The organism is Tessaracoccus aquimaris (assembly GCF_001997345.1).
GTDB classification, from domain to species: Bacteria; Actinomycetota; Actinomycetes; order Propionibacteriales; family Propionibacteriaceae; genus Arachnia; species Arachnia aquimaris.
Map to the genome: position 1 here is coordinate 2,579,315 of NZ_CP019606.1, position 25,857 is coordinate 2,605,171.

A 25,857-nucleotide genomic window follows, 5' to 3' on the forward strand; every position below is an offset into this window, starting at 1 on the left:
GTCTCCGCCCTTCTCAGCCGAGCACGGTGACGTCGATGTTCTCGACGTACTTGACGAGGTCCTGCAGGAAGCGGGCGGCGTCGGCGCCGTCGATCACGCGGTGGTCCGCGGTGAGCGAGAAGCCGATGCGCTGCTCGACGCCGAAGCTTCCGTCGGCGTTGACCGTGGCGCGCGGGAAGATCGCGTCGACGCCGAGGATCGCCACCTGCGGCACGTTCAGCAGCGGGGTGAACGACTCGATGCCGAAGCCGCCGAGGTTCGAGACCGTGAAGGTGGCGCCCGAGAGCAGGTCGGGGTTGATGCTGCCGCCGATCGCCTGGTTGGCGAGGTCCTTGCTGACGGCGGAGAACTCGCGCAGGCTCATCTGCGACGCGTTCCGTACGGTCGGAACCAGCAGGCCGCGCGGGGTGTCGCACGCGAAGCCCATGTGGACCTGCTCGAAGGTGGTGAGGACGCCGTCGCTCAGGTGGGCGTTGTGGCTGGTGTGCTTGGCGGCGGTCTTGACGGCGGCGAAGCCGACGAGGTCGCCGATGGTGATGGCGCTGAGGCCGAGTTCCTCGGGCGAGCCCTTCAGCTTCTTGCGCAGCGCCAGGAGCCCGGCCGCGTTGGCGGTCGAGGTGTAGGTGAGCTGAGCGGAGCTGGCCAGGGAGACCATCATGCGCTCGGCGATCACCTTGCGGATGCCCTTGAGCGGGGCCGTTGTGGTCGCGCCGGGGTACTCGCGGGTGCCGGAGGTGGCGAACGCGGGCGCCTGGGCTGCGGGAGCCTGCACTGCCTCTGCCTCTGCGGTGGCGGGGGCGGAGAGGTCGCCGGTGGTGACGCGGCCGCCGATGCCGGTGCCCTGGGCGGTTGCCCCGTGGGCTCCTGCGCGGGCGGCGCCGCGGGTGGTGTCGGCCAGCGCGGCCTGCACGTCGCGCTCGATGACGCGCCCGCCGGGGCCGGAGCCCTCGGCGACGGTGGCGAGGTCGAGGTTGTTGGCGGCGGCCAGGTTGCGGGCGCGGGGGCTTGAGGCGCCGGTGGCCTCTGCGCGGACGGCCTCGACGGCGGAGGTCGCGGCGGGCGCCTCGTCTGCGGCGGCCTGGGGCGCGTCCTGCGGCGCGGCGGCTGCTTCCTCGCCGTCCTTGCCCTTCCAGCCTGCGGCGTCGAGGGCGGGCTTCGGGTCCTCACCCGCGGCACCGACGACCAGCAGCGGTTCCTTGACGGGCACGTCGTCGCCCTCATCCCAGAGGATGGCAAGCACGGTGCCCGCGGCAGAGGCGGGGACCTCCATGGAGGCCTTGTCGGTCTCCACCTCGCAGACGATGGCGTTCTCGGTGATCTCGTCGCCGACAGCGACCTGCCACGACACGATCAGGCAGGACTCGACCGAGTTGCCGAGCTGCGGCATGACTACGACGGTTGCCATATACCTTCTCTTTCTTCCTAGACGACGCACACGCGGGTGTGCTCTTGTAGTGCCTCAACTGCCTCGCGCGACAGGCCGGAATCGGTGATGATCCCGGTGACCTTGTCGAGGGGCAGAAAACTGACGAAGCCCGCCTGGCCGAACTTGGACGAGTCGGCCACCAGCCAGGTCTCCTCGGCGCGTCCGCTCATCTGCGACGCGATCTGGCCGCCCTCGACGAAGCGGGTCGTGAGGCCCCGCTCCGGGGAGAAGCCGTCGGTGCCGAGGAAGGCGAGGCGGGTGTTGAAGTCGGCGATCGCGCGCTCGGCGGTCGGGCCGACGAAGGACTCCGACTCGCGCCGGAAGACCCCTCCGGTGAGGATCACGTTGAGGGAGGGGTTGGCCCTGGCGCTGTTGAACACGAGCGCCGAGTTGGTGACCAGTTGCAGCCCGCGGCGGCCGCCGAGGTAGCGCACGATGGTCGCGGTCGTGGTGCCCGCCTCCATCATGACCGTGTCCTCGTCGAGGACCATCGAGGCGGCCTTCTGGGCGATCCGCTGCTTGGCGTCCACGTTGATCTGTTCGCGCTGCAGGACCGACTTCCAGGTGGTGGGTCGCGCGCCGCCGCGCGTGCGCACGAGCAGCCCGCGATTCTCGAGCGTGCGGAGGTCGCCACGGATGGTCACCTCGGAGACGCCGAGGTCGGCCGAGAGACCGGACACCGTGAGGGCACCGTCGTCGTTCAGGCGCGCCATGATCTGGTCCTCGCGCTGTACTCGTTCGACGGTCATTGTCGGGCGGCTGCTTTCGTTTGCGTTTCGAATCACTTTCGCATGACCAACGATAAGCGCTCTTCGGGCTTCCGGTCGACCTTTCGGAAAAGTCTGGGCATATGCTCACGATCCGGTTTCGTCGACCTTCCCCGGGCCCCGGACGGGCCGGGCTGCCGGGACTGGCGTTGAGCAGCATTCGGGGTTCGTTAGCCGGATCCCGCCGCCGCCTCGGCGTGTCGCCGATCGACCAGCGACTACTGCTCGACGGGAGACCCGGTGCGCACTCACCACCACAGGGGGCGGCGGAACCGGACGCCACTGGAGCGCCAGTGGGTTTGAGCAGCATTCGGGGTTCGTTAGCGGATCCCGCCGCCGCCTCGGCGTGTCGCCCATCGACCAGCGACTACTGCTCAACGGGAACCCGGGCGCCCCACCCATCACCACAGGGGCGGCGGAGCCGGCGCCGCTGGGCACGGAATGGCGTTGAGCAGCATTCCGGGCTCGTCGGCCGCATCGCGCCGCCGGCCCGGCGTGTCGCCCATCGACCAGCGACTACTGCTCAACGGGAACCCCGGCACCCACCCATCACCACAGGGCCAACCGAGCCGGACGCCGTCGGGCACGGAATGGCGTTGAGCAGCATTCCGGGCTCGTCGGCCCGATCGCACCGCGGGCTCGGCGTGTCACCGATCGACCAGCGACTACTGCTCAACGGGAACCCCGGCACCCACCCATCACCACAGGGCCAACCGAGCCGGACGCCGTCGGGCACGAATGGCGTTGAGCAGCATTCCGGGTTCGTCGGCCGGACCGCACCGCGGGCTCGGCGTGTCGCCCATCGACCAGCGACTACTGCTCAACGCCAGGCCCAGTGCTCAGAATGTGCCCGCGCTCAAACTTTGCTTGTGTGCAGTTCTTGCGCATGAGCAGTTTGTGAGCAATACTGGTTGACATGTCCACCTCCGATGAACTGACCAGGATCGCCCAGCAGGCACTTCAGGCAGCCTCAACCGTCGCCGAGCCCGTCGAGCGGGTCGCGGCGTTGGCCGAGGCGCGTGACCGACTGGACGACGCCTACAACGAGGCGCTGGCAGAGGCCGTCGTGTCGGGGTACTCGTTCCGCGAGGTCGCCCAGGCCGCACGGGTCGCACCGAACAGCGTCAGCCCGCGGCTGGCCCGAAGCGGCCTACTCGCCTCGTACGCCTCAGATGAGGGGCGCGTCGCGGCAAACGACGTGACCCTCGCCCAGCGGGACCTGCAGCAGTCGGCACCGGACACCCAACGCCTGCGCTTCGTGCCACGCAAGCGTTCGACGAGAGGAAGATCATGACCGACCCGAACCGCACCCACCTGGCATTCCTGCTCGACCGCTCCGGCTCGATGCAGTCCATCAAGACCGACACCGAGGGCGGCTTCGACGCCTTCATCGCGGAGCAGCGCAAGCAGCCCGGCGTCTGCACCGTCACGCTTGCGCAGTTCGACACCGAGTACGAGGTCAACTACGTGGACCTGCCCATCGCTGACGTTCCGCCGCTCAACCTCGAGCCTCGCGGCATGACGGCGCTGCTCGACTCGATCGCGCGGCTGATCACCGACACGGGCAAGCGTCTGGCGGCGCTCCCCGAGGACGAGCGGCCGGGCACGGTCATCGTCGGCATCATGACCGACGGAATGGAGAACTCCTCGAAGGAGTGGACCCATGCGGCCATCAAGGCGCTGATCGAGCAGCAGGAGAACGGCTACGAGTGGACGTTCTCCTACCTGGGCGCGAACCAGGACGCGATCGAGGTCGGCGCCTCCATCGGCATCTCCCGCGACCGCTCACTCACCTACGACGCGGCCAACGCCGCCGACGCGATGGGCGCCTACACCGACAGCGTCTCCGCGATGCGCACGGCGCGTGCCGCGGGCGTCCCGATGGCGGCGGCACGGGAGGCTGGCGCCTACTCTGACGAGCAGCGGTCCAAGGCGAAGGCGCCGAAGTCGCCCCGTACCGGCCGCTGAACCTCCTCACGATGCCGCCCGCGCTCCCGCCGGGCGGCATCGTGGTGCGTGGGTGGGCGCTTGGGTCGAGTCTGGCCTTGAGCTCTGCCCGGCTGCGCCGTCAGGGAGGTGCTGGTCGTCGAGCTTGTCGAGGCGTCCGAGACGTCGATGTCGCACTCGTCGCGCCACCCAGGCGGCGGCGCCAGCAGAGGCCGTCCGAGCCAGTCGAGACGCCGAAACCGTCGATGTGTCATTCCCGGGTCACTCACGGCGCGGTCGGTGAGGTGTCGTCCGTCGAGCTGGCATAGACGTCCGAGACGTCGATCTGGCACTTGCTCCGTCGCTCCCAGAGTGGCCGGCGTGGTGTGGTCCGCCGCGCCTGTCGAGACGCCCGAAAGGGTGACGCTGCGCCGAGACCGTCGATAGTCTCGAGTGAGCGTTGGTGGGGCCGCCGCCAACCGTCGAACCCGTTGGAGGAGCGGTGCATCGCATCCCTGGAAGTCCACTGAGTCGTCCGGTCGCCTCCCTCGTCGAGGCGGCCAACCTGGTCGCGCCGCCCCTGTCGCTTGACGAGGCGTTCGACCTGCACCGCCGCGGTGGTGCGACGTTCGTCGACATCCGCGAGCCGAAGGAGATCGAGCGCGAGGGCACGATCCCGGGCGCGTACCGGGCGCCGCGCGGCATGGTCGAGTTCTGGGTCGACCCGGAGAGCCCCTACTACCGAGCCGCTCTGGACGACGGTCGCCCACTCGTGCTTTTCTGCGCCTCGGCCTGGCGATCCGCGCTCACCGCCGCCACCCTCATCGAGATGGGGCGCAGCGACGTCGCCCACGTCGACGGCGGGTTCACGGCCTGGCGCGACGCGGGCCATCCCGTCGACCATCCGGAAGCTCGGTAGCCAGGCCACAAGCTGACCTCTCGACCACCTCGGGGCACGGGTCCCCCACGTCGCTCACGCGCCGGGCCGACACCGCTCCCTGGGCCCGTCGAAGGGTCCGCAACCACACGGAGTCGCTGCGCGAAGGGCCACCCTGGGCGTTCGGACGTCCCGACAAGCTCGACGAACGAGGTCCCTCGAAGCCCGCACGCCGCGCCAACCCGCACCGGTCCCTGAGCCCGTCGAAGGGTCCGCAACCACATGGAGTCGCCAGGCGACGGGCCACGCTGGGCGTTCGGACGTCTCGACAAGCTCGACGAACGAGGTCCCTGCCTACGTCACGAGGGGTTTCGACGCAGCGCGCGCTTGGAACCATCCCACGCACGCACAACCACCCGGCACCGCTCAATGAGCCTGTCGAAGGGTCCGCAACCACTGGAGTCGCTGCGCGATGGGCCACCCTGGGCGTTCGGACGTCTCGACAAGCTCGACGAACGAGGCCCCTCGGGCACGGTCCCCACGTCGCTCACGCGCACGTCCGGCACCGCTCCCTGAGCCCGTCGAAGGGTCCGCAACCACGGGAGTCGCTGCGCGATGGGCCACGCTGGGCGTTCGGACGTCTCGACAAGCTCGACGAACGAGGCCCCCTCGAGCCCGCACGCCGCTCGCGCGCACGTCCGGCACCGCTCCCTGAGCCCGTCTATGGGTCAGCAACCACCCGGAGTAGCGACACGAAGGGCCAGGCTGGCGCTCGGACGTCTCGACAAGCTCGACGAACGAGGCCCCTCCAACCTGCACGCCACTCGCGCGCACCTCCGGCACCGCTCCCTGAGCCCGTCGAAGGTCCGTACCCACACGGAGTCGCTGCGCGATGGGGCACCCTCCGCGTTCGGACGTCTCGACAAGCTCGATGAACGAGGTCCCTGCCCACGTCTCGAGGGGTTTCGACGCAGCGCGCGCGACTGCGTCGCGGCCGCTGGCTCAACCAGCGCACCGCCGGTTGAGCCGCGCAAAGCCGCGAAGCGGCGCAGCTCGCGTCGAAACCATCCCGCGCAGGACAGCGAAGTCGGCCACCGGACCCCTCGACGAGCTCGGGGAACAAGGTGACTCAGGAGCGGTTCGATCCCACCGCCATGCAGCCCGCACCCAGCACGCCGAACACGGCGCCGAGCAGCAGCATCGTCGGCACCCCCGCGACGTCGAGCACCACTCCCCCGACGACCGAGCCGATCACGCTGCCCGCCGTCGCCGTCATCGTCATGTATGCCTGGCCGGTCACCCGCTGGCTCGGCGGGAAGTGCCGGTTGACGTAGTACACCGACGCCGGGACGATCAGCCCGAACGCCGCGAACTGCAGCGCCTGCGCAGCGTAAATCCCCGCAAGGTTGGGGGCGAGGTAGGTCGCGATGCTCTTCACCGCGAACCCCACCCCCGCAACGATCATCAGCACGCCGGGCGTCCAGCGTCTCACCAACCGGTTGAAGCCGATCATGGTCGGCAACTCCGTCAGGGCGGCGATCATGACCGCCAACCCCATGTCGCTCGCCGTCCCTCCGTGGAAGGTGACGACCTGGAACATGAAGCCGTTGAGCACGTTGTGGCTCGCCATCGCCAGCGTGAACCCCGCAAGGACAAGGCCAAAGCGCATCCAGGCCGCGCGATCCAGTGGCTCCGGCTCCTGCACCGGCTCGGGCGCGACCTCCTCGTCGCGGTGCGGGGCCGGGCGACGGAACACGAACGTGGCGGCCGAGGCGACGAACAGCACCTGCATCGCGATCATCAGCACGGGCAGCGCCTGCGACGACGTGCTCTCGACGATGCGGCCAGCGGCGAGCGACAGGAGCGCGAAGGTCAGCGAGGCGCAGGCGCGTGCGAGGCCGAAGTTGAGCCGGATCCCGAGGTTGATCGCGTCCATCCCGACGCTGTTGACAAGCGGTTGGACGATCTGGATCGAGCCGACGAGCACCCCGTAGGTGATCGCCACCAGCAGCCTGGGCTGCCCCGGGACCAGCAGCGCAACGGCGAGCGCGGCCATCAGGATGCCGCTCGCGACGATCCACAGCCGCAGCGGCCACCTGGACCGATCGGCGACCCCGGCGACCAACGGTTGGAGCACCGTCGCGAGCGCGCTGGCGACGGCGATCAGGATGCCGATCTCGGAGTTGCTGAGGCCCTGCGCGAGCAGATAGACGCTCGCGAAGCTGACGATCAGGCAGAACCCGCTCCAGTACGTCGACTGGAGGACTGCGTAACGGGCCGTTGGCACGGCGCCAAGTCTCTCATGCCGTCGGCGGCGGCCGACCCTCGAGCGGGCCCGCAGGCGCCGTCGGAGAGGATCTGGGCAATTGCCCAGTCACGACGGCCTTCGCGCCGCCTCCGCGCGTGGTGAAATGGACCTCGCTGGCGTAGGTCGCGCCGGCGCACGCGAAAGGCGCGGAATGGACATCCTGTTCGACACTGCCAACCTCGACGACATCGAGCGACTCACGCCGATCTACCCGGTCACCGGTGTGACGACCAATCCGTCGATCCTGAAGAAGGAAGGCAAGGTCGACTTCTACAAGCACTTCCGTCGCATCCGCGAGATCATCGGTACGGAGCGCACGCTCCACGTCCAGGTGCTCGCAAAGGACGCGCAGGGGATGATCGACGATGCCCACCGACTGCTCGACAAGATCGACGATCAGGTCTACCCGAAGATCCCCACCACAGAGGCTGGCATCGAGGCGATGCGGCACCTGAAGGACGAGGGCGTGCATGTCACCGCCACCGCCATCTACTCCAAGACTCAGGGCTTCCTGGCGATCGCGACCGGCGTCGACTACCTGGCCCCCTACTACAACCGGATGCAGGCCCTCGACATCGACACCAAGGGGACCCTGCACGCGCTGTCCGGGTTCATCCAGCGCTTCGACGCGCCGAGCAAGATCATGGCGGCCAGCTTCAAGAACATCGTGCAGGTCTCACACGCGCTCGAGGCCGGGGCCGACGCGGTCACGCTGTCGCCGAAACTGCTGCGCCAGGCGCTGTCGGTGCCAGACATCACGCACGCCGTCGACGTGTTCATCGAGGACTGGGAGTCGATCTACGGCACCCGGACGCTGCCGGAGGACTGATCAGGCGGGCTTCTCCGTCGGGTCGTTGACGACGCCCAGGAACAGCGGCCAGCCGGTCCTGGTGTCGAGCACCCGGACGACGTATCCGCGGTCGACGATGAACTCCGCAGGCCGTTCACCCTGCGCCGCCGACTCCGTCACGGCGATCTCCGTCACGGCCGCGCCGACCGTGCCGAGCGCCGAGACCTGCAGTCGCACCTGCTGAACCCACTGGCCTGCGGCGCCGTCGTCGATGATGCCGTTGAGGTTGCTCAGGTCGACCTGCGGCAGCGCCTCGAGCAGGTCGGTGCTGGTGGAGAGGTCGAAGCTCGGCATCGTGACGGTGTGCAGCGACGGCGTCGCCTGGTCGAGCGCCTGGCCCGCGAGCGCCAACTCGGTGTCGGAGATCTGTTCGGGCGCGCGACCCGTGATCGGTAGGACGATGTCGGCCGCGAGGTTGTCGTCGTAGGGCAACCGGATCGCCGTCCACCTGTCTCCCGCCGCGAAGCGCACCTCGAAGGTTGCGGTGACGGCGTCCACCGTCGCCGGGCCGGATGGCAGGTCGAACTGCATCGACGTGTCCTCAAACGGCGTCTCCCAGGCGGCCGCGAACAGCAGCGCGTCCTGCAGCACGACGCGGACCTTCGGGGTGACCTCGATGCCCGACTTCTCGATCAGCCCGGCAGTGTTCTTGGCGACCCACGCGTCCAGGGCCTTCTTTGCGGCCGGACGAGGTGCCTGGGTCGCGCCGACGTCGTACCACTTGGACAGCGCGTCGAGGAACGCCTTCTTCGCGGCGCTGTCGATGGCGAGCACCTGGCCTGCGAGGTGCACGACGGGGGTCTCGGGAGGGTCGTTCGCGTCGACCTTGGTGGGCAGCGAGTCGTAGCCGGAGAGGGCCTGCCTCAGGGCCGCGTAGGCCTTGGCCCTCTCCTCGCCCGAGAGGCCGAGCGCCGCGTCGATGCTGTCGACGGAGACGCCGTCGGCCCCCTCTGCCACCATCGCGAGGCTCATGGCGAGCGAACTGGGCGAGGTGATGGTGTTCGCCGAGTCGGAGCCCTGCACGACCGCCCACGCGAGCGCCTGGCTGGCCAGGGCCGCGTCGGCGACGTGCGGGGTCGAGGCGAAGTCGAGGTCGACGTGGGGCGCGTCGCCCCTCACGTCGGCGCCCGCGGTGCCGGAACAGGCGGCCACCGCGAAGGTGGCGAGGCAGGCGGCGAGAACCTTGGGGATGCGCATGGCCGTGCTCACTTTCCGGGGGTGAGGATCGAGGCGATCAGGAGCGGGACGGATGTGGTGGTGTCGAGGACGCGCATCACGTAGGGCCGATCCACCAGGAACGCCAGGGGCTTGTCCTCGTTGGGCGCGGACCCGGCGACCGGGATCTCCGTCACGGCCGCGCCGACCGTGCCCTGAGCGGTGACCTTCAGCACCGTCTGCTGCATCCAGGTGGGGGCAGAGCCGCCGGGGACGATGCCGCCCAGGTCGCTGAGGTCGATGCCGGGGAGCGCGGCGCCGAGGTCGACGGTGGAGGCAAGGTCGACCACGGGCATCGTCACGGCCACCCGCTGCGCCTCGGCCGTGCCGAGCGCGGTATTCGCCGCGGCCAGGTCGTCGGTGGTGAGCGCGTCGACGCCCTCCTTCGGGAGGATCACATCGGCGGCGAAGGGGCCGCCGTACGGGAGTCGGACGGCGCTCCACCTGTCCGTCTCGGCGAACGGGACGGTCAGGACCTCGTTGACGCCGTCGACCTCGCCGGCGCCCGCGAAGGGGATGCTGACCTGGTTGCCGAACGGCGTCTGCCAGGCGGCGGAAAACAGCAGCGCATCCTGCAGCACGACCGAGATGTCGGGGGTGACGGTGACCGCGGACTTGTCGATCAGGCCGCCGGTGTTCTGGCGCACCCAGGCGTCGAGGTCGGCCTTGGCGTCGGCGCGGGTCGTCGACTCTGTGGGGGCGCCCAGGTAGCGCTCGGCCCGCTCGACGAACGCCGCCTCGGGCGTGACGTCGATGGCCAGCGCGCGGTTCGCGAGATGTACCTGAGGGGTCGAAGGCGGGGTGTCGAGGTCGATCTCGGCGGGGACGTCTCGTAGGCCGACAACGACCGGCGCAGCGCGCCGTAGGCCTCCGAGCGCGCGTCGCCGTCGAGGCCGAGCGCCGCGTCGATGCTGGTCAGCGACCTGCCGTGAGCCCCCTCCGCGGCCAACGCGAGGGCGAGCGTCAGCGAGGTGGGCGAGATGACCTGGTTGCCCTGACCGGCGCCGAGGATCGCCTCCCAGCCGAGCCGCTCGGTCGTGGCGGCCACGGCGCTGAGGTCGGTGGTCGACTCGGCCTGAGTCGCCTCCTGGGTGGGCGGCGTCGCGTTCTCCGCCTGACCAGTCTCGGAGGACTCGTCGGTGCGCGAATACGGCGACTGGACCGCCGGGCGCTGATCGGCCATCTCGCTCTGCCCGGAGGGGCCTCCCTGGAACAGCATGGCGGGCAGCGCGACCCCCGCGAGCACCGCAAGTGCCCCGACCCCCGCGACCGCGGTGACGGTCGCACGGGTGCGGGCGCGCTTGCGTCGCGCGCCCGCCAGCAGGTCGGCGGAGACGGGGGGCCGTGCCGGCGCGATGCCCTTGAGGGCCCGCGCGACGTCGGAGTCGTCGTCGTGGATCATGGTCGAACCTCCTGAAGGTGCGCCGACTCACGCAGAGCGGCGCAGCCTCGGTGTGCGTACTTCTTGACGGTGCCCTCGCTGATGCCGAGCGCTTGAGCGACCTCGGCGACGGGACGGTCCTCGACGTATCGCATCGTCATCACGGCGCGCTGCATCCGGGGCAGCGTCGACAGCGCCCGGAGGATGTCCATCCTCAGTTCGGTTGTCGCGTCGTTGGCCTGGGGCTCGGGCAGGTACTCGGAAGGGGTCTCCGAGCGCCAACTGCGCCGTCTCCACCAGGAGATGTAGGTGCGATACATCGTCGTGCGCAGGTACGCCTCGAACTTGTGGTCGTTGGCGAGCCTGGCGTAGGCACCCAGCGATTTCGCCAGGGCCGTCTGCAGGAGATCCTCGGCATGGTGGGCATCGCCGGTGAGCATCCACGCCGAGCGCAGCAGATCGCTGCCCCTCGCCTGGATGAACCCCTCGATGTCGCCCATGCCTCACCTCCGACCACCACGACGCTTTGACACACCATTCAGGTTGTCACGGAGGCTACTTGGCTCTGGGGTCGCCCGTCGGGAGGGGTCGCGAAGTGACTCCACGAGGCGACGGTCAGGGGTGCCTGAGGCGCGTGGCGGGCCCCACCGGACCACCGCCCCGAGGACGGGGTGGGCGGCGGCTTCGTCGGCTCGCTAGGCTCGGGACATGCGTGGCGAATACAAGGTTCCTGGCGGCAAGTTGGTCGCGGTCGACGTCGAGACTGCGGACGGGGTGATCACGCAGGCGTTCGTCTCCGGAGACTTCTTCCTGGAGCCGGACGAGGCGCTCGAGGACATCAACGACGCGCTCGCCGGCATGGCCTCAACGTCGTCGGTCACCGACCTGGCGGCGGCGATCAACGCCCGCCTTGCCGACGACGTCCGGATGATCGGCTTCACCCCCGAGGCGGTCGGCATCGCGGTGCGGCGGGCCCTCGGACACGCCACCGACTGGTCCGATCACACCTTCGACGTCATCGGCCCCGTCACGATGGACCCGCGCATGCACGTCGCGCTCGACGAGGTGCTCGCAGGCGAACTGGCCCGCGGCGAGGTCAACCCCAGCCTGCGGATCTGGGACTGGGACCAGCCCCTCGTGGTGATCGGCTCGTTCCAGTCCTACAAGAACGAGATCGACGACGAGGGACGCGCCTCGCACGGCATCAACGTGGTGCGGCGGATCACCGGCGGCGGCGCCATGTTCATGGAGCCGGGCAACTGCATCACCTACTCGCTCGTCGTGCCGCTGTCGCTCGTCGAGGGTCTGAGCTTCGAGCGAAGCTACGAGTTCCTCGACCAGTGGGTGATGGGTGCGCTCGCGAAGGTCGGCATCAACGCCCGCTACGTTCCCCTCAACGACATCGCCTCCGACAAGGGCAAGATCGCGGGCGCCGCCCAGCGCCGCGTGACGGGCGGCGTCGTCGTCCACCACGTCACGATGGCCTACGACATCGACGCGGACAAGATGCTCGAGGTGCTGCGGATCGGCCGCGAGAAGCTGTCCGACAAGGGCACCAAGTCGGCAAACAAGCGCGTCGACCCGCTGCGCTCGCAGACCCAACTCCCCCGCGACGAGATCATCGCGACGTTCCTGGAGCACTTCCGCTCGATGTACGAGACTCAGGAACGCGCGTACTCCCCCGAGGAACTGGCCCGCGCCGAGGAACTGGTCGAGACCAAGTTCTCCTCCGAGGCATGGACCAAGCGGATCCCGTGATCCAGTGACGCGAAGAGGCCCCGTCCATTCGGGACGGGGCCTCTCGCTTCTCAGCCGGGCAGGGTGGCGAGGTTCAGGATCTCGGTGTAGCACCGGTCGTGGCTGGCGGATGGGCCTCCCTGCGCCCACCAGGCCAGCGCGACCGTGGCGGCCACGAAGAGCGCCGATGCGCAGAGGATCCGCACCACGCGGGCGATCCGACGACGATGGGCCAACTCCATTGCTTCCACCTCCTACCCTTATGACGCTCCGGAGGGTGGCTCCGGTTGCATCGGGTTTCTCAGCCGTCGAGGCCGAGGGAGGTGCCGAGGTCGGCGGGCGGCGTCCAGAACCGCATGGTTCCGTCGTCCGAGAAGGCCAGGAACCGTCCGTCGGCCAGGCGTTCCAGGGTCAACCTGGAGCCGAAGCGGTCGAACATCTGGACCCGTCGCTGTGGGGTCGCGAACTCGAACATCGGATCGTCCGACTCTTCGGAGCCGTCGGTGATCGAGGCCATGGTCTTGTCGGCCAGGTCGCCGTTGTCGGATCCGGCAGGCAGCTCGTCGGTCTTCCACGTCTCGCCGTCGAGCGAGCAGACCTGCAGACCGATCACGCTCTGCGGGTCGAACGGGAGGATCGACATCGTCTGGTCGGAGCACGGCGGGGCGATCTTGATGCTGTAGTCGTCCGCCGCGCGCTGGGCCGTCCAGAGATTCTTCAAGGTGGTGAGGAACTCCTCCCCGCCGGAGCGGGTCGACGCGCCGTCGGCGAGGTGGCGGCAGCCGTGCAGTTCGCCGGTGACCGGGACCCTCGTGCCGTCGCGGTACTCGAAGACGGCGGTGTAGGCCATCACGTATTCCATGGTGCATGCCTGGTCCTGCGGCGCCATCGGCGATCCGAGGAAGGCCTGGACGGCCTCGTCGACGCCGACGGTCAGCGGCTCGAACGGGCCGCCCCACGTGCCGTCGCCGCACAGCCAGACGCGGTCCGCGCCCTCCTTGACGCCCTCGTCCGCGTACTGCGCAGGGTCGCGCTTGGCGACCAAGTCGGCGGCATCGGCGCACACGTCGGCTGCGGAGACGGGCGAGACGGCCGGCGGCTGCGTCTCGGCGGGCGAGGCCACCTGGACGGGCTGGCGAAGCAGGGTCGCCCCGAGCGGGATGGCGAGCCCGACGGCGAGCACGCCCGCCGCGACCCCTGCGCCGACATGGCGCCGACGGCGGCGGGTGCGAACCTTGTCGGCCCAACCTTCGGTCGAGGGCTCTTGGGTGTCGTTGGTGTGGAACAGGTCCTGGATGTCGCTCATGGCGCAACCTCCTCTGTCAGATGCGTTGAGCGGCGCAGGCTGGCGCAGCCCCGGGAGGAGTGGGTCTTGACGGCGCCCTCGGAGATGCCGAGCAGTTCGGCGGTCTCCGCGACGGATCGGTCCTCGTAGAAGCGCAGCACCAGGACGGCGCGTTGCATCTTCGGCAGATCGGCCAGCGCCCGCGCCAGGTCGACCCTGGCCGGGGTGATCCCCCGATCTGCGGCGACGTCGGGCAACTGCTGGGTGGGGATCTCCCCGTTCCAGCGCCTTCGCCACCACTTCACGTACGAGCGGTACATGGCCGTGCGGACGTAAGCCTCGAACGACTCGTCGTCGCCGAGCCTTTCGTAGTGCGGGTAGGCGTTGGTCAACGCCGTCTGCACGAGATCCTCGGACTTGTGGGCATCGCCCGTCAGAAACCACGCGGCGCGCCAGAGCCTTCCGGCCCTGCTCGTGACGAAGCGGTCGAAGTCGCGCCGGTCGACCGGCGTTTCCTCCCTGCTCGGGGTCTGCGTCATCTTTCCTCCTCACACTGCTCAATGCCCTGGCCCCGGGAAGTGGTTGACGTCCGTCGGGAGATTTTCTTCGCTGAGTTCTCGGGCAGACGCTACCGGGGAGGCGGAGAGGCGACGTTCCCCACGCCGGGGCATCGGCAGGGTGTTGCTGGGCGCCTCCCGAACTCTGCGGCCACCTCGAGAGGTATCGATGCCGGCCGCCGACCGCGGGTTGAGCTGCGCCAAGGCGCGCAGCGCCGCAGCTCGCGTCGAAACCAACCAACCCGCAGGCGACCAGAGACCTGACCACAATCGGACCCCTCGACGAGCTCGGGGAACGAGGTCCCTGCGAACGTCACGAGGTTTCGACCGATGCCAGCCGCTCCGCGCCTGCCATGGCTCAACCAGCGCGTCATGGCTCAACCAGCCTTTGGCTGCCTACGATGGGGCAATGGGCATGCGCTCGCACCCGCTGCACGCGGGGCTGAGGGGGCTGGTGACGTCGTGCGTCGGATACGACTACCGGCTGGATCCCGACGCGCACCACTACGGCCTTCCCTCCACCGGCGTCACGCTGATCGTCGCGTTCGACGAGCCCCTCGACTGTTCCTGGCTCGACGGCACCTCGCACGACGACTTCGGGGTCCTGGTTGCCGGACTGCACAGTTCCCCAGCCCTGATCCGCACCCACGGCCACCAGGCAGGCATCCAACTCAGCCTGACCCCGCGGGGCGCTCGGGCGCTGCTCGGCGTCCCCGCGGCGGGGATCGCAGACACGATGCTGCAGGCCGATGCGCAGCGACTCGTCCCAGGCTGGCTGCGCCCCCGACTTCAGGAGTCGGGATGGGAGGAGCGGTTCCGGCTGCTGGAGGACGCGCTCCTCGCCCGGGTGCGCACGGCCGCAGGGCCGCGTCCCGAGGTCGCACAGGCCTGGCGACTGATCCTGGCGAGCGGGGGTCGACGCACCGTCGAGTCCATCGCCGCCGAGGTCGGGTACAGCCGTCGACGACTGCTGACGACCTTCCGCGCCGAGTACGGCCTGTCCCCCAAGGGCGTCGCACGACTCGCCAGGTTCGAGCACGCCCGGCGGCTCGCCACAGCAGGGCTGCCGCTTGCAGAGGTTGCCGCGTCGGCGGGCTACGTCGACCAGTCCCACCTGAGCCGGGAGTGGCGGGGCTTCGCGGGTCGCCCGCCGCGCCGATCAGACGAGGTGTTCCCAATTGTCCAAGACGGCGACGCGGCGCCGTGACCACACTGGTGGCATGACACAGCAGCCCCAACTCTTCCAGTGTTTCCGCTACGCAGACGCCGAGGCGGCGCTCACCTTCCTGGCCGCGCTCGGCTTCACCGAGCGCCTCGTGGTGCGCGACGGCAACGCCATCGTGCACGCCCAACTGAGATGGCGTGACAACGGCGGAGTGATGCTCGGGTCGCGACGAGACGACGAACTGGCGTCCTACTACGGCACCGGGGTGTGCAACCTCGTCGTCGAGGACGACGCAGCAGTCGACGCGACCATCGCGCGTGCCGTCGAGGCGGGCGCCCGCCTCGTCCAGGAGCCGACGAACCCGCCGCACGGCGGTCGCTCGGGCGCGGTCGCCGACGCCGAGGGCAATCTCTGGAACATCGACTCCTACCCTGGCGAGTAGCCGGTTCGGGCTAGAGCAGCGCCTCTGCAACGGCCCGATCGGTGACGAGCACGTTGATCCAGCCGCCCAGCAGCGCGCCGCGGATGGCCGGCACCTTCTTCAGCCCGCCTGCGGCGCCCACCCGCCGAGGCACCGCCTTCAGCACGCGAGGGTCCACACCGATGACGCGGCCGTCGAAGTCGGAGTCGATGAGGCTGCCCTCGGCGTCGAAGAAGCGGAAGCAGATGTCGCCGACCGCGCCCTTGGCCTCCAGCCTCTGACGGTCGGCATCGGGAAAGGCGTTCCCCGACTCGAGCGCGAGACCCGAGGGTTCGATCGCGCCGATCCCGACGAGCGCAAGGGTCAGCGACTCCCACGCGTTGACCGCATCGGCGACCGCCGGGTCCCCGAGCAGGGCGGCCCCTGCCTCTCTGCTGCCGAGCACCGCAGGCGTGGGCAGCAGGATGGGTTCGGCGCCCGTTGCCGCCTGGAAGAGCCCGATGATGCGACTGGCCTGCATCTGAACCCGGGGGTTCCCGATGCCACCGACGAGTTGGACCACGTGGTCCGCGACCGGGGCCCGGAAGGGCTTGAGCGCCCCGAAACCGGCAAGCAGGGTGGAGGCCCACGACGAGATGCCGACCGAGTCTCCGCCCGTCATGGTGGCGCTCAGGTAGTCGGCCAAGGCGGCACCGATGGCTGGCGTGACGTCCTCGTGGGCGCCGTCCGCGTCAACGACGACCGCCTGTTCGAGCCCGTAGCGCTCCTCGAGGGCCTCCTCCAGTTCGGTGTAGATCCCGGGCGGCACGAAGACGCTGGTGCGCACGATGCCCACCTCGACCGCCCGCTTGAGCAGTCGGGAGACCCGCGGTTGCGAGATGTGGAGTTCGTCGGAGATCTCGCTCTGACGCTTGCCCTGCTCGTGGTACATCCGCGCCACGCGGGTCATCAACCGAACCTGATCTCCGCCGACGGCAATCAGGGCGCCCTCCTGGGCTGAACGTGACATCGCCACTGGGCCTCCCCGCTACTTCACCGGTAATAGGTATCCCAGACTAGTGAGTTTCCGGCAACTCCAGAATCTCCCGTACCGCGGCGGCGATGCCCTCTGGGCTGGCGCCGATCCGGTCCAGGAGCCACTCGGCCGATCCCGTGATGGCGAACTCGTCACGGAACCCTAGCCGTCGCATCGGGACCGGGTGCTGTTCGACGACACACTCGGCCACGGCGCCACCGAGCCCGGTCACGAGACCCTCCTCGACGGTGACGATCCCCCTTGTCTGCTGCGCGGCCAGGAGCACGGCCTCCTCATCGAGTGGCTTGACGCTCGGCATCGACAGCACCCGGACGCGAATGCCTTCCGCGGCCAACAGGTCAGCGGCCTCCAGTGCACGGGCGGTGGTGGTGCCCGTGGCGATCACCGTCGCGTCGTCCCCCTCGCGGAGCGCGACGGCCTTGCCGGGAGCGAAGCGATAGCCCTCCGGATAGACCGCGGGTACCCCCATCCGCGACACCCGGATGTAGGTCGGGCCCTCATGGTCGGCGGCCCACCGGATGACCTGCCTGGTCTCCTCCGGGTCTGAAGGCGCCAGGACCGTCAGCCCCGGAATGGTGCGCATCCAGGTGAGGTCCTCGATCGAGTGATGGGTGGGGCCGAGGTCACCGTAGGCGACGCCCGGCGACTGGGCGATCAACTTGATGTTGTGCTCCGAGTAGGCGGCGTCGACCTTGATCTGTTCCATGGCGCGGGCGCTCAGGAAGCATCCCGCCGCGGAGACGAAGGGGATCTTTCCCGCGTTGGCGAGCCCGGCAGCCACGCCGACCATGCTCTGCTCGGCGATCCCGACGTTGACGCTGCGGTTAGGGAACTCCGCAACGAATGGGCCGAGCTTGGATGAGCCGACCGAGTCGTTGACGACCACCATCACCCGCTCATCGCCTCTAGCCACCTCGGCCAGGGCGTCGGCCCAGGCGTCACGGCAGTCGAACAGTTGCGCGCTCATCACTTCTCCTCTTCCGTCAGCCGAGCGAGAATGGCATCGAGTTCGCTCAGCGCCTGCTCGACCTGCTCATGCGTCGGGACCTTGTGGTGCCACGACACGTTGTCGCGCATGTAGCTCACCGGATAGCCCTTGTCCGTGTGCGCGATGACTGCCACCGGCTTACCGCTGCCGACGGGGCTCAGCGCCTGGCGCAGTTCGGCGATGTCGTTGCCGTCGACCTCTCGGACCTCCCAGCCGAAGGCCGTCAGCTTGTCGTGCAGGGGCTCGAGGTCGTTGGTGTCTTCGACCTTTGCGCCCTGCTGGAGGCGGTTCCGGTCGACCAGCGCGGTCAACCGCTCGAGCCGATGGTGGCCGCCGGTCATGAAGGCCTCCCAGTTCGAGCCCTCCTGAAGCTCTCCGTCGCCCAGGAGGCAGAAGGTGCGTCGAGTTGACCCGTCGACCCTCGCTGCGATGGCCATCCCCACGGCGATCGGCAGGCCGTGTCCGAGGGGTCCGGTGTTGGCCTCAACGGCCGTGATCTTGTTCCGCGCGGGATGCCCGTTGAGCATCGACTCAGGCTGCAGGAACGTCCTGAGCGCGCCCGGATGAATGTAGCCACCGACGGCGAGGGCCGTGTACAGGGCGTTGGCCGCATGCCCCTTGGACAGCACGAGCCTGTCGCGCTCCGGGTCCCTGCGCTCGACCGCCTCCGGCGAGATGTTCATCACCTCGAGGTACAGCGTCACCAGGGCGTCGGTGATGGAGAACTCTCCGCCGAGGTGGCCGGCCTTTGCCGAGCCGACGGTCTGAATGGCCCGGCGGCGGACCTCGGTCGCGGCGAGTTCCAGGTGCTTGACGGCGTCGGCATCGCCCGCGTCGGCCGGCACCCTCCCCATGACGCGGATCTCGCGGTCCGGCTCGTCGAGCAGGGTCGTCGCGATCTGGTGCTTCAGGCCGAAGTGTTCAGACATGGCCTGGTTCATGCCTCGCTCCGCATGCACGAGAGGAGCGCGTCCTGCACGACGCGCTGCGCCGTGATGGCATCCTGGCGGCTCTGCGCCCCTCGGAGCGTCTCGTAGTCGAGTTCGTCGAGCGCCCGGTCGATCGCCTTCAGGAACCTGATGGACGTGCGGGCCGTCTCGACGGTGTCCTCACGGAACGGGAACTGGTCGAGCTGCCACACGCCATCCCAGTTGTTGATCTTCAGCGTGTAGAAGAACTCGAAGACCTCGGTGATGTGGACGGATCCGACCATCAGGTCGTCGTCCCAACCGCGGAGGTTGTCGTTGACGTCCATCCCCCAGAGGAGATCGTGATCGATCAGCAACTGGGCCGCGTCCGCCGGCGACTCCCCTCCGTACAGTGCATGCCCGAAGTCGAGCAGCACTCCGATGTTATCCAGGCCGATCTCCTGGATGCCGAGGATGCTGCGTGCGGCGGAGTCCCACAGCATCTTCACCCGGGGCTCGCGGGGCTTGTACTCGATCACGAACTTCAGATCGGGATGCGCAGAGGCGAGTTCCCGGATTCCGTCCTTCGCCAGCTTCCAGATCTCGCCGTGATGCACCTGGAAGGGATAGTCCCAGCCGTCCTGGCCGGGCCAGAGCTTGACGTACCTCGCGCCGAGGGCGCGGACGTCCTCGGCCGCCTCGTGCATGAGGTCGATGGCCTGGGTGCGGACCGTCGGGTCGGGGTTCGTGAAGGCTCCCCTACCGAACCGCCTGAGGTAGATGTCGGGGGTGATGCCGATCGCCTTCAGGCCGGCCTCGTCGAGGGCCGCCTTGATGTCGTCGATGGAGGCATCGTTGGAGTACGGGAAGTTCAGGTCGACGTAGCTGAGGTCACCGACGCTCCCCGCGAGCTTGATCTGCTCGATGGTCGAGACGGGCTCTGCGTAACCGTCGGTTGCGTAGCGGTCGACGTAACTGGCGAAGTTCCAGAGGCCAGCGCCGAAGATGGGGTTTGCCATGGTGATGCTCCAATGTCCGAATGATGGGCGATGGGCGGCCCGGAGGCCGCCCATCTGGGGTTGATCAGCCTTCGAGAGCGAAGACCGTGTACTTGTCTGCGTTGCTTGCGTCGATCAGGACGCAGTCGATGGACTGCTTCTCGGGCTGACCGGTCTCGCCGGTCTTGATGAAGGCGTCGGCCTGCTCGACCGCGAGCTGAGCGATCTGGACGGCGGGCTGCAGTCCGGTGGCGAGCAGCTTGCCCTCCTTGATGGCTGCGACCGCGTCGGGGCTGCCGTCGAATCCCGCGACGATGACCTTGCCGGTGAGACCTGCGGCGTCGACCGCTGCGACCGCGCCGAGTGCCATGGTGTCGTTACCCGCGATGATGCCCTTGACGTCAGGGTGTGCCTGGAGCAGGGTCTGGACCTTGGTGAAGGCCTCCTGCTGATCCCAGTTGGCGGTCTCCTGCGCGACCATCTTCATGTCGGCGTACTGGTCGATCACCGAGTGGTACGCCTGCGAGCGGACGGCCGCGTTCGTGTCGGTCTCGCGACCGAGCAGTTCGATGTAGTCGCCCTTGCCCTCCATCGCCTTGGTGAACGACTCGCCGACCAGGCCAGCGCCCTGCGAGTTGTTGGCGACGATCTGAGCGGCCGCGATGCCCGCTTCGTTGATCTCGCGGTCGATCAGGAAGACGGGGATGCCCGCATCCTTGGCCTTCTTGACGGCGCCGACGGTCACGTCCGCACCCGCGTTGTCCAGGATGATCGCGGCCGCGTCCTTGGCGATGGCCGAGTCGATCAGCTCGCTCTGCTTGTTGGGGTCGTCATCGTGCGAGTCGGCCTGCGCTGTGTAGCCGAGTTCCTTGGCGGCGGCGACCGCCGCGTCGGCCTCGGCCTTGAAGAACACGTTCGAGTGGGAAGGGGTGATGACGGCGATGAGGCCGCCCTCCTTGCCGGTGCCGACCGGGGCGCTCGGCGACTCGACCGGGGCGCTGGTGGAGGGAGCCGTCGTCGGCTTCTCCGTCGCGGCGGGTGAGCCCGAGCCTCCGTTGGTGGTGCCCGCGCAGCCGGTCAGGAACAGTCCGGCGGCGGCGATCACGACAGCGACTTTGCTGAAAACACGCATTGCACTCTCCTTAAGTGTTGGGTGTGTGTTGTTGATGTGATGGGTTGGTTGGTTGGTTATGCGGTGGTGGTTGTTTCACGGTTGGCGGCGTCACGCTTGACGCTCTGGGCCGCCTGGGCTGCGGCCCTCGACGACTTGAGCCGTTCCTGGCTCTGGTCGAGGATCACGGCCAGCACGATGACGAGGCCCTTGATGACGGTCTGCCAGAAACTGGAGACGCCGACCAGGACGAGCCCGTCCGAGAGGAATCCGATGACGAAGGCGCCGATCAGGGCCCCCTTGACCGCCCCTCGGCCGCCTGCAAGGGATGCGCCGCCGATGACCACGGCCGCGATCGCGTTCAGTTCGAAGGAGGTTCCGGTCTGGGGGGCCGCCGAGGTGAGCTCGGAGGCGATGATCAGGCCTGCCATCGCCGCGCAGATCCCGGAGATGATGTAGACGCGCATCTTGACTGTTCTGACGGGGACGCCGGAGAGTTCGGCGGCCCGCTCGTTGCCTCCCGTCGCGTACAGCCATCGGCCGAATGCGGACTTCTTGGTCAGGAACCAGATCAGCAGGGCGGCGATCACCATGATCCAGATGGCGGTAGGGATCCCGAGCGGTCGGCCGAGGCCTAGGAACGAGAAGCCCGTGTTGCCCAGGTCGGGGTCGCCCTGCAGCCTCGGGAAGGTCGCTCCGTTGGAGATGAGCAACGCGGCCCCGCGGGCGATGTACATCATGCCGAGGGTCGCGATGAAGGGCGCCACGTTGAACCTGGTCACCAGGAGTCCGTTGAGGCTGCCGACGAGGGCGCCGACGGCGAGCGCGATCACGATCACCACCCACACGGCCGGGTAGGCGGTGACGTCCAGCAGGTCGATCTTCCAGCCCTGCAGCAGGACGCCCGCGATGACGCCCGAGAGCCCGACCGTTGAGCCGACGGACAGGTCGATCCCGCCCGTCACGATCACGAGCAGCATGCCGAGCGACAAGATGGCGTTGTAGGCCACGTGCTTGGTCATCAGGATCAGGTTCGTCGGCGTCAGGAACGCGTCGCTGAGCAGGCTGAAGACGATGACGAGCAGCACAAGGGCCACGAAGGCACGCTGGTCGAGCAGGAACTCGCCGAGAGACTTGGTGCCGAACAGCGATCGGCGCGGTGCTTTCACCGCTGCGAGGTCAGACATGGGGTTCCTCAGTGGGTGTGGGGCCGGTGTCGGCCAGAGCCATCAGTTGTTCCCGGGAGGAGGCGCGGGGATCGAGGTCTGCGACGACCTCTCCCCGTGCCATCACGAGCACCCGGTCGCACGCGTGGAGCACCTCGCTCACCTCGGAGGTGGCGAACAGGACGGCGCGTCCCTGCCTCGCCTGCTGCGCCATGAGCGTGAAGATGTCGGCCTTCGCGCCGACATCGATGCCTCGGGTCGGTTCGTCGAGGACGACGACCCTCGGCTCGGTCATCAGCGCCTTCGCGATGACGACCTTCTGTTGGTTTCCGCCGGAGAGCGACCCGATCGGGGCATCGAGGCCGGACATCTTCAGCCGCACCTGACCGGCGATCTCGGTCGCCTCCGCCCGCTGTGACCTGGCCTGCACGACCCCGTTGCGGATGAAGCGCGCGACGGAGGCGAGCCCGATGTTCCGGCCGATCGTCAGGCTCGGCACGAGCCCGTCGCGTTGCCTGTCCTCTGGCACGAGGATCAGTCCGCTGGCGATGCGTTGCTTGACGTCCTTGCGGGAGAGTTCCTCACCGTCGAGCACGATGCGCCCTGCGAGGGCCCGATGGCGACCGGCGAGCGTCTCGAGCAGTTCGGTGCGCCCAGCGCCCATCAGGCCGAAGATCCCGACCACCTCGCCCGCCCGCACGTCGAAGGTCACGTCGCGCACGGCGAGTCGACCGGGGCTGTCCGGGTCGGCCACGACCAGGTGGTCGATCTGCAGCAGGGGCTCACCCGGCACCGCGTCGAGGTCCGCGTAGAGGTCGTCCTGGTTGCGGCCGACCATGTTGCTGACGATCCACCCCATGTCGACGGTGTTCATCGGCGCCTGCGCGACGATCGCACCGTCGCGCAGCACCACCGCCTCGTCGGCCAACTCGAGGCACTCGTCCAGGTGGTGGGAGATGTAAATGACGGCCACCCCACGGGCCGCAAGGTCGCGGATCACCCGGAAGAGGACCTCGACCTCGGCGTGGGACAGGGCCGAGGTGGGCTCGTCCATGATCAGCACCCGAGCGTCGCCGTTGAGCGCCTTCGCGATCTCGACCAGCTGCTGCTGGCCCAACCGCAGGTCGCCCGTGAGCGCATCGGGGCTGATGTCCTCCTCCAGCCTGGCGAGCAGATCGGCGGCGGTCCGCCTCTGGCCCTGGTAGTCCACCGTCGCGAGCCTCGTCCGTTCACGGGCGAGGAAGATGTTGTCGGCGATCGACAGGTTGGGGCACAGATTCAGTTCCTGGTGGATGATGGCCACCCCGTGGGCAAGGGCCTCGGTCGGCCCGGAGAAGGACACCGGCTCGCCGTCGAGCAGAATCTGGCCGGAACTGGGCTGTTCGACCCCCGCCAGGATCTTCATGAGCGTCGACTTGCCCGCCCCGTTCTCGCCGATGAGCGCCGTGATCTGGCCAGGGCTGACCGCGAAGTCGACGCCCTTGAGCGCATGGGTGCCGCCGTAGGCCTTCGTGACGCCGACGGCCTGCAGCACCGGAGAGGCTTCGTCGCTCACTGCTGCACCTCGATCGCGACCGGGATGATCGTCACGTGGGTGACCTCTCCCCCGGTCTTTGAGGCCCAGGTCAGCGCGCCGACGACGGTGATCTGCTGGCCGATGTGGTCGGCGAGTTTGAGGTCGGCGTAGACGTCGGCCGCGGCCAACTTGTTCAGTTCGATGGCGACGTTCTGGTACTCGGTCTGGTTGGTGAAGGACCCGAAGGTCAGGTCCGTTCCCGCATCGCGCAGCGCGGTGGAAGACCCGAGCGGTGGGATCGCGACCCCGACCGTGATGCCCTCCGGCATCCCGTCGACCTCCAGTGCGACCTCGCCGAACTCTCCCTCGGCGACCGTGCCTGTGGCCTTCACCGCGTAGGAGTACGGCTTGCCCGCGTCCTCGCGACGACCGAACTCTTCGCCGGTGGCGTCGGGATCGGCGACGATCTTTCCCGCCAGTTCCGGCAGGTCATTGGCCTTGTCGACGAGGTTCGGCACGATCACGTCTGCGTAGTTGAGCTTGGCGTATTCGATGGCGGTGTCGGCCGCGACGGCCTGCTGACCCGCTCCGACGAAGGTCGTGTTGAAGTACATCGCGACGAGCAGTGCAACGGTGCACACGGCCGCGATGACCGGAGTTCGAAGCCACACTGGCCTCGACTTGGTGCCAGGCATCAGGACTCTCCTTGGTGGTTCTGGTTGACTGCGAGCCCGCGGGATCGCGCGACGGCCGTGCGCCATCGTTCGCGGCTGGGCGATGTCCAGGACTGGGACTCGTCGGGCACGACACGGCGCCCCTCCTCGGGAGGGGCGACGTCCAGGTCGAGCGTCGTGGCCGCGAGTTGCGCCGCCCCGAGGGCGGAGGCCTCCGCGGCTGAGGAGACCTGGACCGGCCTGCCGATCAGGTCGGCCTGGAGTTGCATCAACAGGCGGGACGCGGTCGCGCCTCCGTCGGCGTGGATCAGGCTCAGCGACCCGGGAGCCACCGCGTCGACCGCGTCGACGACGTCCGTCACCTGGTGAGCGACGGCCTCGAAGGCGGCGAGCGCGACCTGTTCCCTGCTCACCCCGCCGCCGAGGCCAACGAGGATCGGCACCGCGTTCCGGTCGAACCATGGCGCGCCGAGCCCCGTGAAGGCGGGCACGAACGCCAAACCACTGTCTGGGGAGGCCTGCTCCGCCAGTCGGGCGAGTTCGAGGACGTCTCCGGACGTCAACAGGGAGGCAACGGCATCGATGGCCGCCCCGGTCGCCACGACATTGCCCTCGAGCGCGTAGACGGGGTGCTCGGTCACCCAGGCGACGGTGCGGGCGACCCCTCGGGACCCGGTCGGCGCAGGTGGGAGGCCCCCGGCGACGGGTGCCATCACGGAGGAACCCGTCCCGTAGGTGGCCTTGCCCTCGCCTGGACGGCCCGCGCCGTGACGGTAGAGGGCGGCATGCGAGTCTGCCAGCACCGCCACCACGGGCACGCCGGCGGGGATCGGCAGGCCCGGGCGCGTGCGGCCGAAGCCCGCATCGGAGGCGACAACAGGCGCGAGGAGCCCGCGCGGGATCGCGAAGGCGTCGAGCAGTTCGTCGGAGTAGTCGAGGCTCGCCAGGTCAAGCAGGAGCGTGCGGGAGGCGTTGCCCGCCTCCGCCACGTACTCGCCGGTCAGTCTGTGCACGAGCCAGGTGTCGAGGGTGCCGATCCGCGGTGAGGCCGAGGACGGCAGCGAGTCGAGCAGCCAGGCCAGTTTCGGCGCCGAGAACATCGGGTCGAGCGGCAGCCCCGCGACCGCGACCGTGAGTTCGCCGAGGTCGCCGCGCTCTGGCGCACCGCACCAGTCGGCGGTGCGGGCATCCTGCCACCCGAGGATCGGCCCGAGCAGGTCGCCGTCGTCGTTCCACGCCGCGACGGCCTCGCGCTGGTTGGAGATGGCGACGCCCGCGACGCTGGAGGCCGAGATGTCCCGGAGGGCCTCGGCGCTTGCGCGGACGACGGCGTCCCACAGTTGGGAGCCGTCCTGCTCCACCCAGAGGGGCTGAGGACGGTAGACGTCGACCGGGACGGACGCGCGTCGAAGGACCCGACCCGTTGCGGGATCGACCAGCAGCACCTTCACATTGGTGGTGCCGAGGTCGATGGCAAGGATCAGGCCCTGAGCGGACCGCGCGACCTGACGTGACATTGGAGACTCTCGATCTGACTATTTATTC

At 68.9% G+C, this 25,857-nt stretch carries 25 protein-coding genes; 7 read left to right on the plus strand and 18 right to left on the minus strand.

Features of this window, described 5'->3' with window-relative positions; genetic code table 11:
- Nucleotides 1–13: 13 nt before the first annotated feature.
- Both BW730_RS20080 and BW730_RS12005 read right to left on the minus strand, forming a co-directional pair.
- Complete coding sequence (locus BW730_RS20080; RefSeq protein WP_077686444.1) at nucleotides 14–1,405, minus strand: dihydrolipoamide acetyltransferase family protein; 1,392 nt, start codon at nucleotides 1,403–1,405, stop codon at nucleotides 14–16.
- Between the two features lie 17 nt (nucleotides 1,406–1,422).
- On the minus strand, nucleotides 1,423–2,175 hold the full coding sequence (locus tag BW730_RS12005; RefSeq protein WP_077686445.1) for a DeoR/GlpR family DNA-binding transcription regulator: 753 nt from the start codon (nucleotides 2,173–2,175) through the stop codon (nucleotides 1,423–1,425).
- Nucleotides 2,176–3,109: 934 nt separating this feature from the next.
- Between BW730_RS12005 and BW730_RS12010 the strand changes: the two genes are divergently transcribed.
- From BW730_RS12010 to BW730_RS12020, 3 genes are all read left to right on the plus strand, one after another.
- Nucleotides 3,110–3,487, plus strand: coding sequence for a hypothetical protein (locus BW730_RS12010; protein ID WP_077686446.1), 378 nt, complete (start codon nucleotides 3,110–3,112; stop codon nucleotides 3,485–3,487).
- Nucleotides 3,484–4,161, plus strand: coding sequence for a vWA domain-containing protein (locus BW730_RS12015; protein ID WP_077686447.1), 678 nt, complete (start codon nucleotides 3,484–3,486; stop codon nucleotides 4,159–4,161). Before BW730_RS12010 ends, BW730_RS12015 begins: the two co-directional genes overlap by 4 nt.
- 460 nt (nucleotides 4,162–4,621) lie before the next feature.
- Nucleotides 4,622–5,038, plus strand: a complete 417-nt coding sequence (locus tag BW730_RS12020; RefSeq protein ID WP_077686448.1) for a rhodanese-like domain-containing protein — start codon at nucleotides 4,622–4,624, stop codon at nucleotides 5,036–5,038.
- A 1,087-nt stretch (nucleotides 5,039–6,125) separates the two neighbouring features.
- On the opposite strand, the gene BW730_RS12025 is transcribed toward BW730_RS12020, so the two are convergent.
- Complete coding sequence (locus BW730_RS12025) at nucleotides 6,126–7,283, minus strand: MFS transporter (RefSeq protein ID WP_158522646.1); 1,158 nt, start codon at nucleotides 7,281–7,283, stop codon at nucleotides 6,126–6,128.
- Between the two features lie 172 nt (nucleotides 7,284–7,455).
- On the opposite strand from BW730_RS12025, the gene BW730_RS12030 reads away from it, so the two are divergent.
- Nucleotides 7,456–8,133, plus strand: a complete 678-nt coding sequence (locus tag BW730_RS12030; protein WP_077686450.1) for a fructose-6-phosphate aldolase — start codon at nucleotides 7,456–7,458, stop codon at nucleotides 8,131–8,133.
- Here BW730_RS12030 and BW730_RS12035 read toward each other — a convergent pair whose 3' ends face one another.
- From BW730_RS12035 to BW730_RS12045, 3 genes are read right to left on the minus strand one after another with little or no spacing between them, the layout of a single operon-like run.
- Complete coding sequence (locus BW730_RS12035; protein ID WP_145952837.1) at nucleotides 8,134–9,351, minus strand: serpin family protein; 1,218 nt, start codon at nucleotides 9,349–9,351, stop codon at nucleotides 8,134–8,136.
- 8 nt (nucleotides 9,352–9,359) lie between these two features.
- Nucleotides 9,360–10,802 carry a serpin family protein gene (locus BW730_RS20180; protein WP_077686452.1) on the minus strand — a complete coding sequence of 481 codons (1,443 nt, stop codon included), beginning with the start codon at nucleotides 10,800–10,802 and terminating at the stop codon, nucleotides 9,360–9,362.
- Entirely contained in the window at nucleotides 10,768–11,250 is a 483-nt protein-coding gene (locus tag BW730_RS12045) for a SigE family RNA polymerase sigma factor (protein ID WP_077686453.1), read from the minus strand. Before BW730_RS12045 ends, BW730_RS20180 begins: the two co-directional genes overlap by 35 nt.
- 208 nt (nucleotides 11,251–11,458) lie before the next feature.
- Between BW730_RS12045 and BW730_RS12050 the strand changes: the two genes are divergently transcribed.
- Nucleotides 11,459–12,508 carry a lipoate--protein ligase family protein gene (locus BW730_RS12050; RefSeq protein WP_077686454.1) on the plus strand — a complete coding sequence of 350 codons (1,050 nt, stop codon included), beginning with the start codon at nucleotides 11,459–11,461 and terminating at the stop codon, nucleotides 12,506–12,508.
- Nucleotides 12,509–12,558: 50 nt separating this feature from the next.
- Here BW730_RS12050 and BW730_RS18610 read toward each other — a convergent pair whose 3' ends face one another.
- From BW730_RS18610 to BW730_RS12060, 3 genes are read right to left on the minus strand one after another with little or no spacing between them, the layout of a single operon-like run.
- Nucleotides 12,559–12,729 carry a hypothetical protein gene (locus tag BW730_RS18610; RefSeq protein WP_158522648.1) on the minus strand — a complete coding sequence of 57 codons (171 nt, stop codon included), beginning with the start codon at nucleotides 12,727–12,729 and terminating at the stop codon, nucleotides 12,559–12,561.
- Nucleotides 12,730–12,788: 59 nt separating this feature from the next.
- The gene (locus BW730_RS12055) at nucleotides 12,789–13,793 is read right to left on the minus strand and encodes a hypothetical protein (protein WP_077686455.1); all 1,005 of its coding nucleotides are present in this window, start codon (nucleotides 13,791–13,793) and stop codon (nucleotides 12,789–12,791) included.
- Entirely contained in the window at nucleotides 13,790–14,311 is a 522-nt protein-coding gene (locus BW730_RS12060) for a SigE family RNA polymerase sigma factor (RefSeq protein WP_077686456.1), read from the minus strand. Before BW730_RS12060 ends, BW730_RS12055 begins: the two co-directional genes overlap by 4 nt.
- A gap of 427 nt (nucleotides 14,312–14,738) precedes the next feature.
- Here BW730_RS12060 and BW730_RS12065 point away from each other — a divergent pair, with 427 nt between their 5' ends.
- Together BW730_RS12065 and BW730_RS12070 are read left to right on the plus strand one after the other, a co-directional pair.
- Nucleotides 14,739–15,536: a helix-turn-helix domain-containing protein gene (locus BW730_RS12065; protein ID WP_077686457.1), complete on the plus strand. Its 798-nt coding sequence runs from the start codon at nucleotides 14,739–14,741 to the stop codon at nucleotides 15,534–15,536.
- Between the two features lie 13 nt (nucleotides 15,537–15,549).
- On the plus strand, nucleotides 15,550–15,936 hold the full coding sequence (locus tag BW730_RS12070) for a VOC family protein (RefSeq protein ID WP_077686458.1): 387 nt from the start codon (nucleotides 15,550–15,552) through the stop codon (nucleotides 15,934–15,936).
- A gap of 10 nt (nucleotides 15,937–15,946) precedes the next feature.
- On the opposite strand, the gene BW730_RS12075 is transcribed toward BW730_RS12070, so the two are convergent.
- The 9 genes from BW730_RS12075 to BW730_RS12115 all read right to left on the minus strand — a co-directional run bounded on the left by BW730_RS12075 (nucleotide 15,947) and on the right by BW730_RS12115 (nucleotide 25,829).
- Nucleotides 15,947–16,924: a sugar-binding transcriptional regulator gene (locus tag BW730_RS12075; RefSeq protein ID WP_077686459.1), complete on the minus strand. Its 978-nt coding sequence runs from the start codon at nucleotides 16,922–16,924 to the stop codon at nucleotides 15,947–15,949.
- A gap of 46 nt (nucleotides 16,925–16,970) precedes the next feature.
- Entirely contained in the window at nucleotides 16,971–17,918 is a 948-nt protein-coding gene (locus BW730_RS12080; RefSeq protein ID WP_077686460.1) for a transketolase family protein, read from the minus strand.
- A complete protein-coding gene (locus BW730_RS12085; protein ID WP_226996768.1) occupies nucleotides 17,918–18,868 on the minus strand; it encodes a transketolase in 951 nt (316 codons plus the stop codon). Before BW730_RS12085 ends, BW730_RS12080 begins: the two co-directional genes overlap by 1 nt.
- A gap of 8 nt (nucleotides 18,869–18,876) precedes the next feature.
- Nucleotides 18,877–19,866, minus strand: coding sequence for a sugar phosphate isomerase/epimerase family protein (locus BW730_RS12090; protein ID WP_077686461.1), 990 nt, complete (start codon nucleotides 19,864–19,866; stop codon nucleotides 18,877–18,879).
- Nucleotides 19,867–19,930: 64 nt separating this feature from the next.
- Nucleotides 19,931–20,977, minus strand: a complete 1,047-nt coding sequence (locus BW730_RS12095; RefSeq protein ID WP_077686462.1) for a D-ribose ABC transporter substrate-binding protein — start codon at nucleotides 20,975–20,977, stop codon at nucleotides 19,931–19,933.
- 56 nt (nucleotides 20,978–21,033) lie between these two features.
- Nucleotides 21,034–22,143 carry an ABC transporter permease gene (locus BW730_RS12100; RefSeq protein ID WP_077686463.1) on the minus strand — a complete coding sequence of 370 codons (1,110 nt, stop codon included), beginning with the start codon at nucleotides 22,141–22,143 and terminating at the stop codon, nucleotides 21,034–21,036.
- Nucleotides 22,136–23,677 carry a sugar ABC transporter ATP-binding protein gene (locus tag BW730_RS12105; RefSeq protein WP_077686464.1) on the minus strand — a complete coding sequence of 514 codons (1,542 nt, stop codon included), beginning with the start codon at nucleotides 23,675–23,677 and terminating at the stop codon, nucleotides 22,136–22,138. The genes BW730_RS12100 and BW730_RS12105 overlap by 8 nt, the downstream gene beginning before the upstream one ends.
- Complete coding sequence (locus BW730_RS12110) at nucleotides 23,674–24,333, minus strand: DUF2291 family protein (protein WP_158522650.1); 660 nt, start codon at nucleotides 24,331–24,333, stop codon at nucleotides 23,674–23,676. The genes BW730_RS12105 and BW730_RS12110 overlap by 4 nt, the downstream gene beginning before the upstream one ends.
- Nucleotides 24,333–25,829, minus strand: a complete 1,497-nt coding sequence (locus BW730_RS12115) for an FGGY family carbohydrate kinase (protein ID WP_077686466.1) — start codon at nucleotides 25,827–25,829, stop codon at nucleotides 24,333–24,335. The genes BW730_RS12110 and BW730_RS12115 overlap by 1 nt, the downstream gene beginning before the upstream one ends.
- Nucleotides 25,830–25,857: the final 28 nt, after the last annotated feature.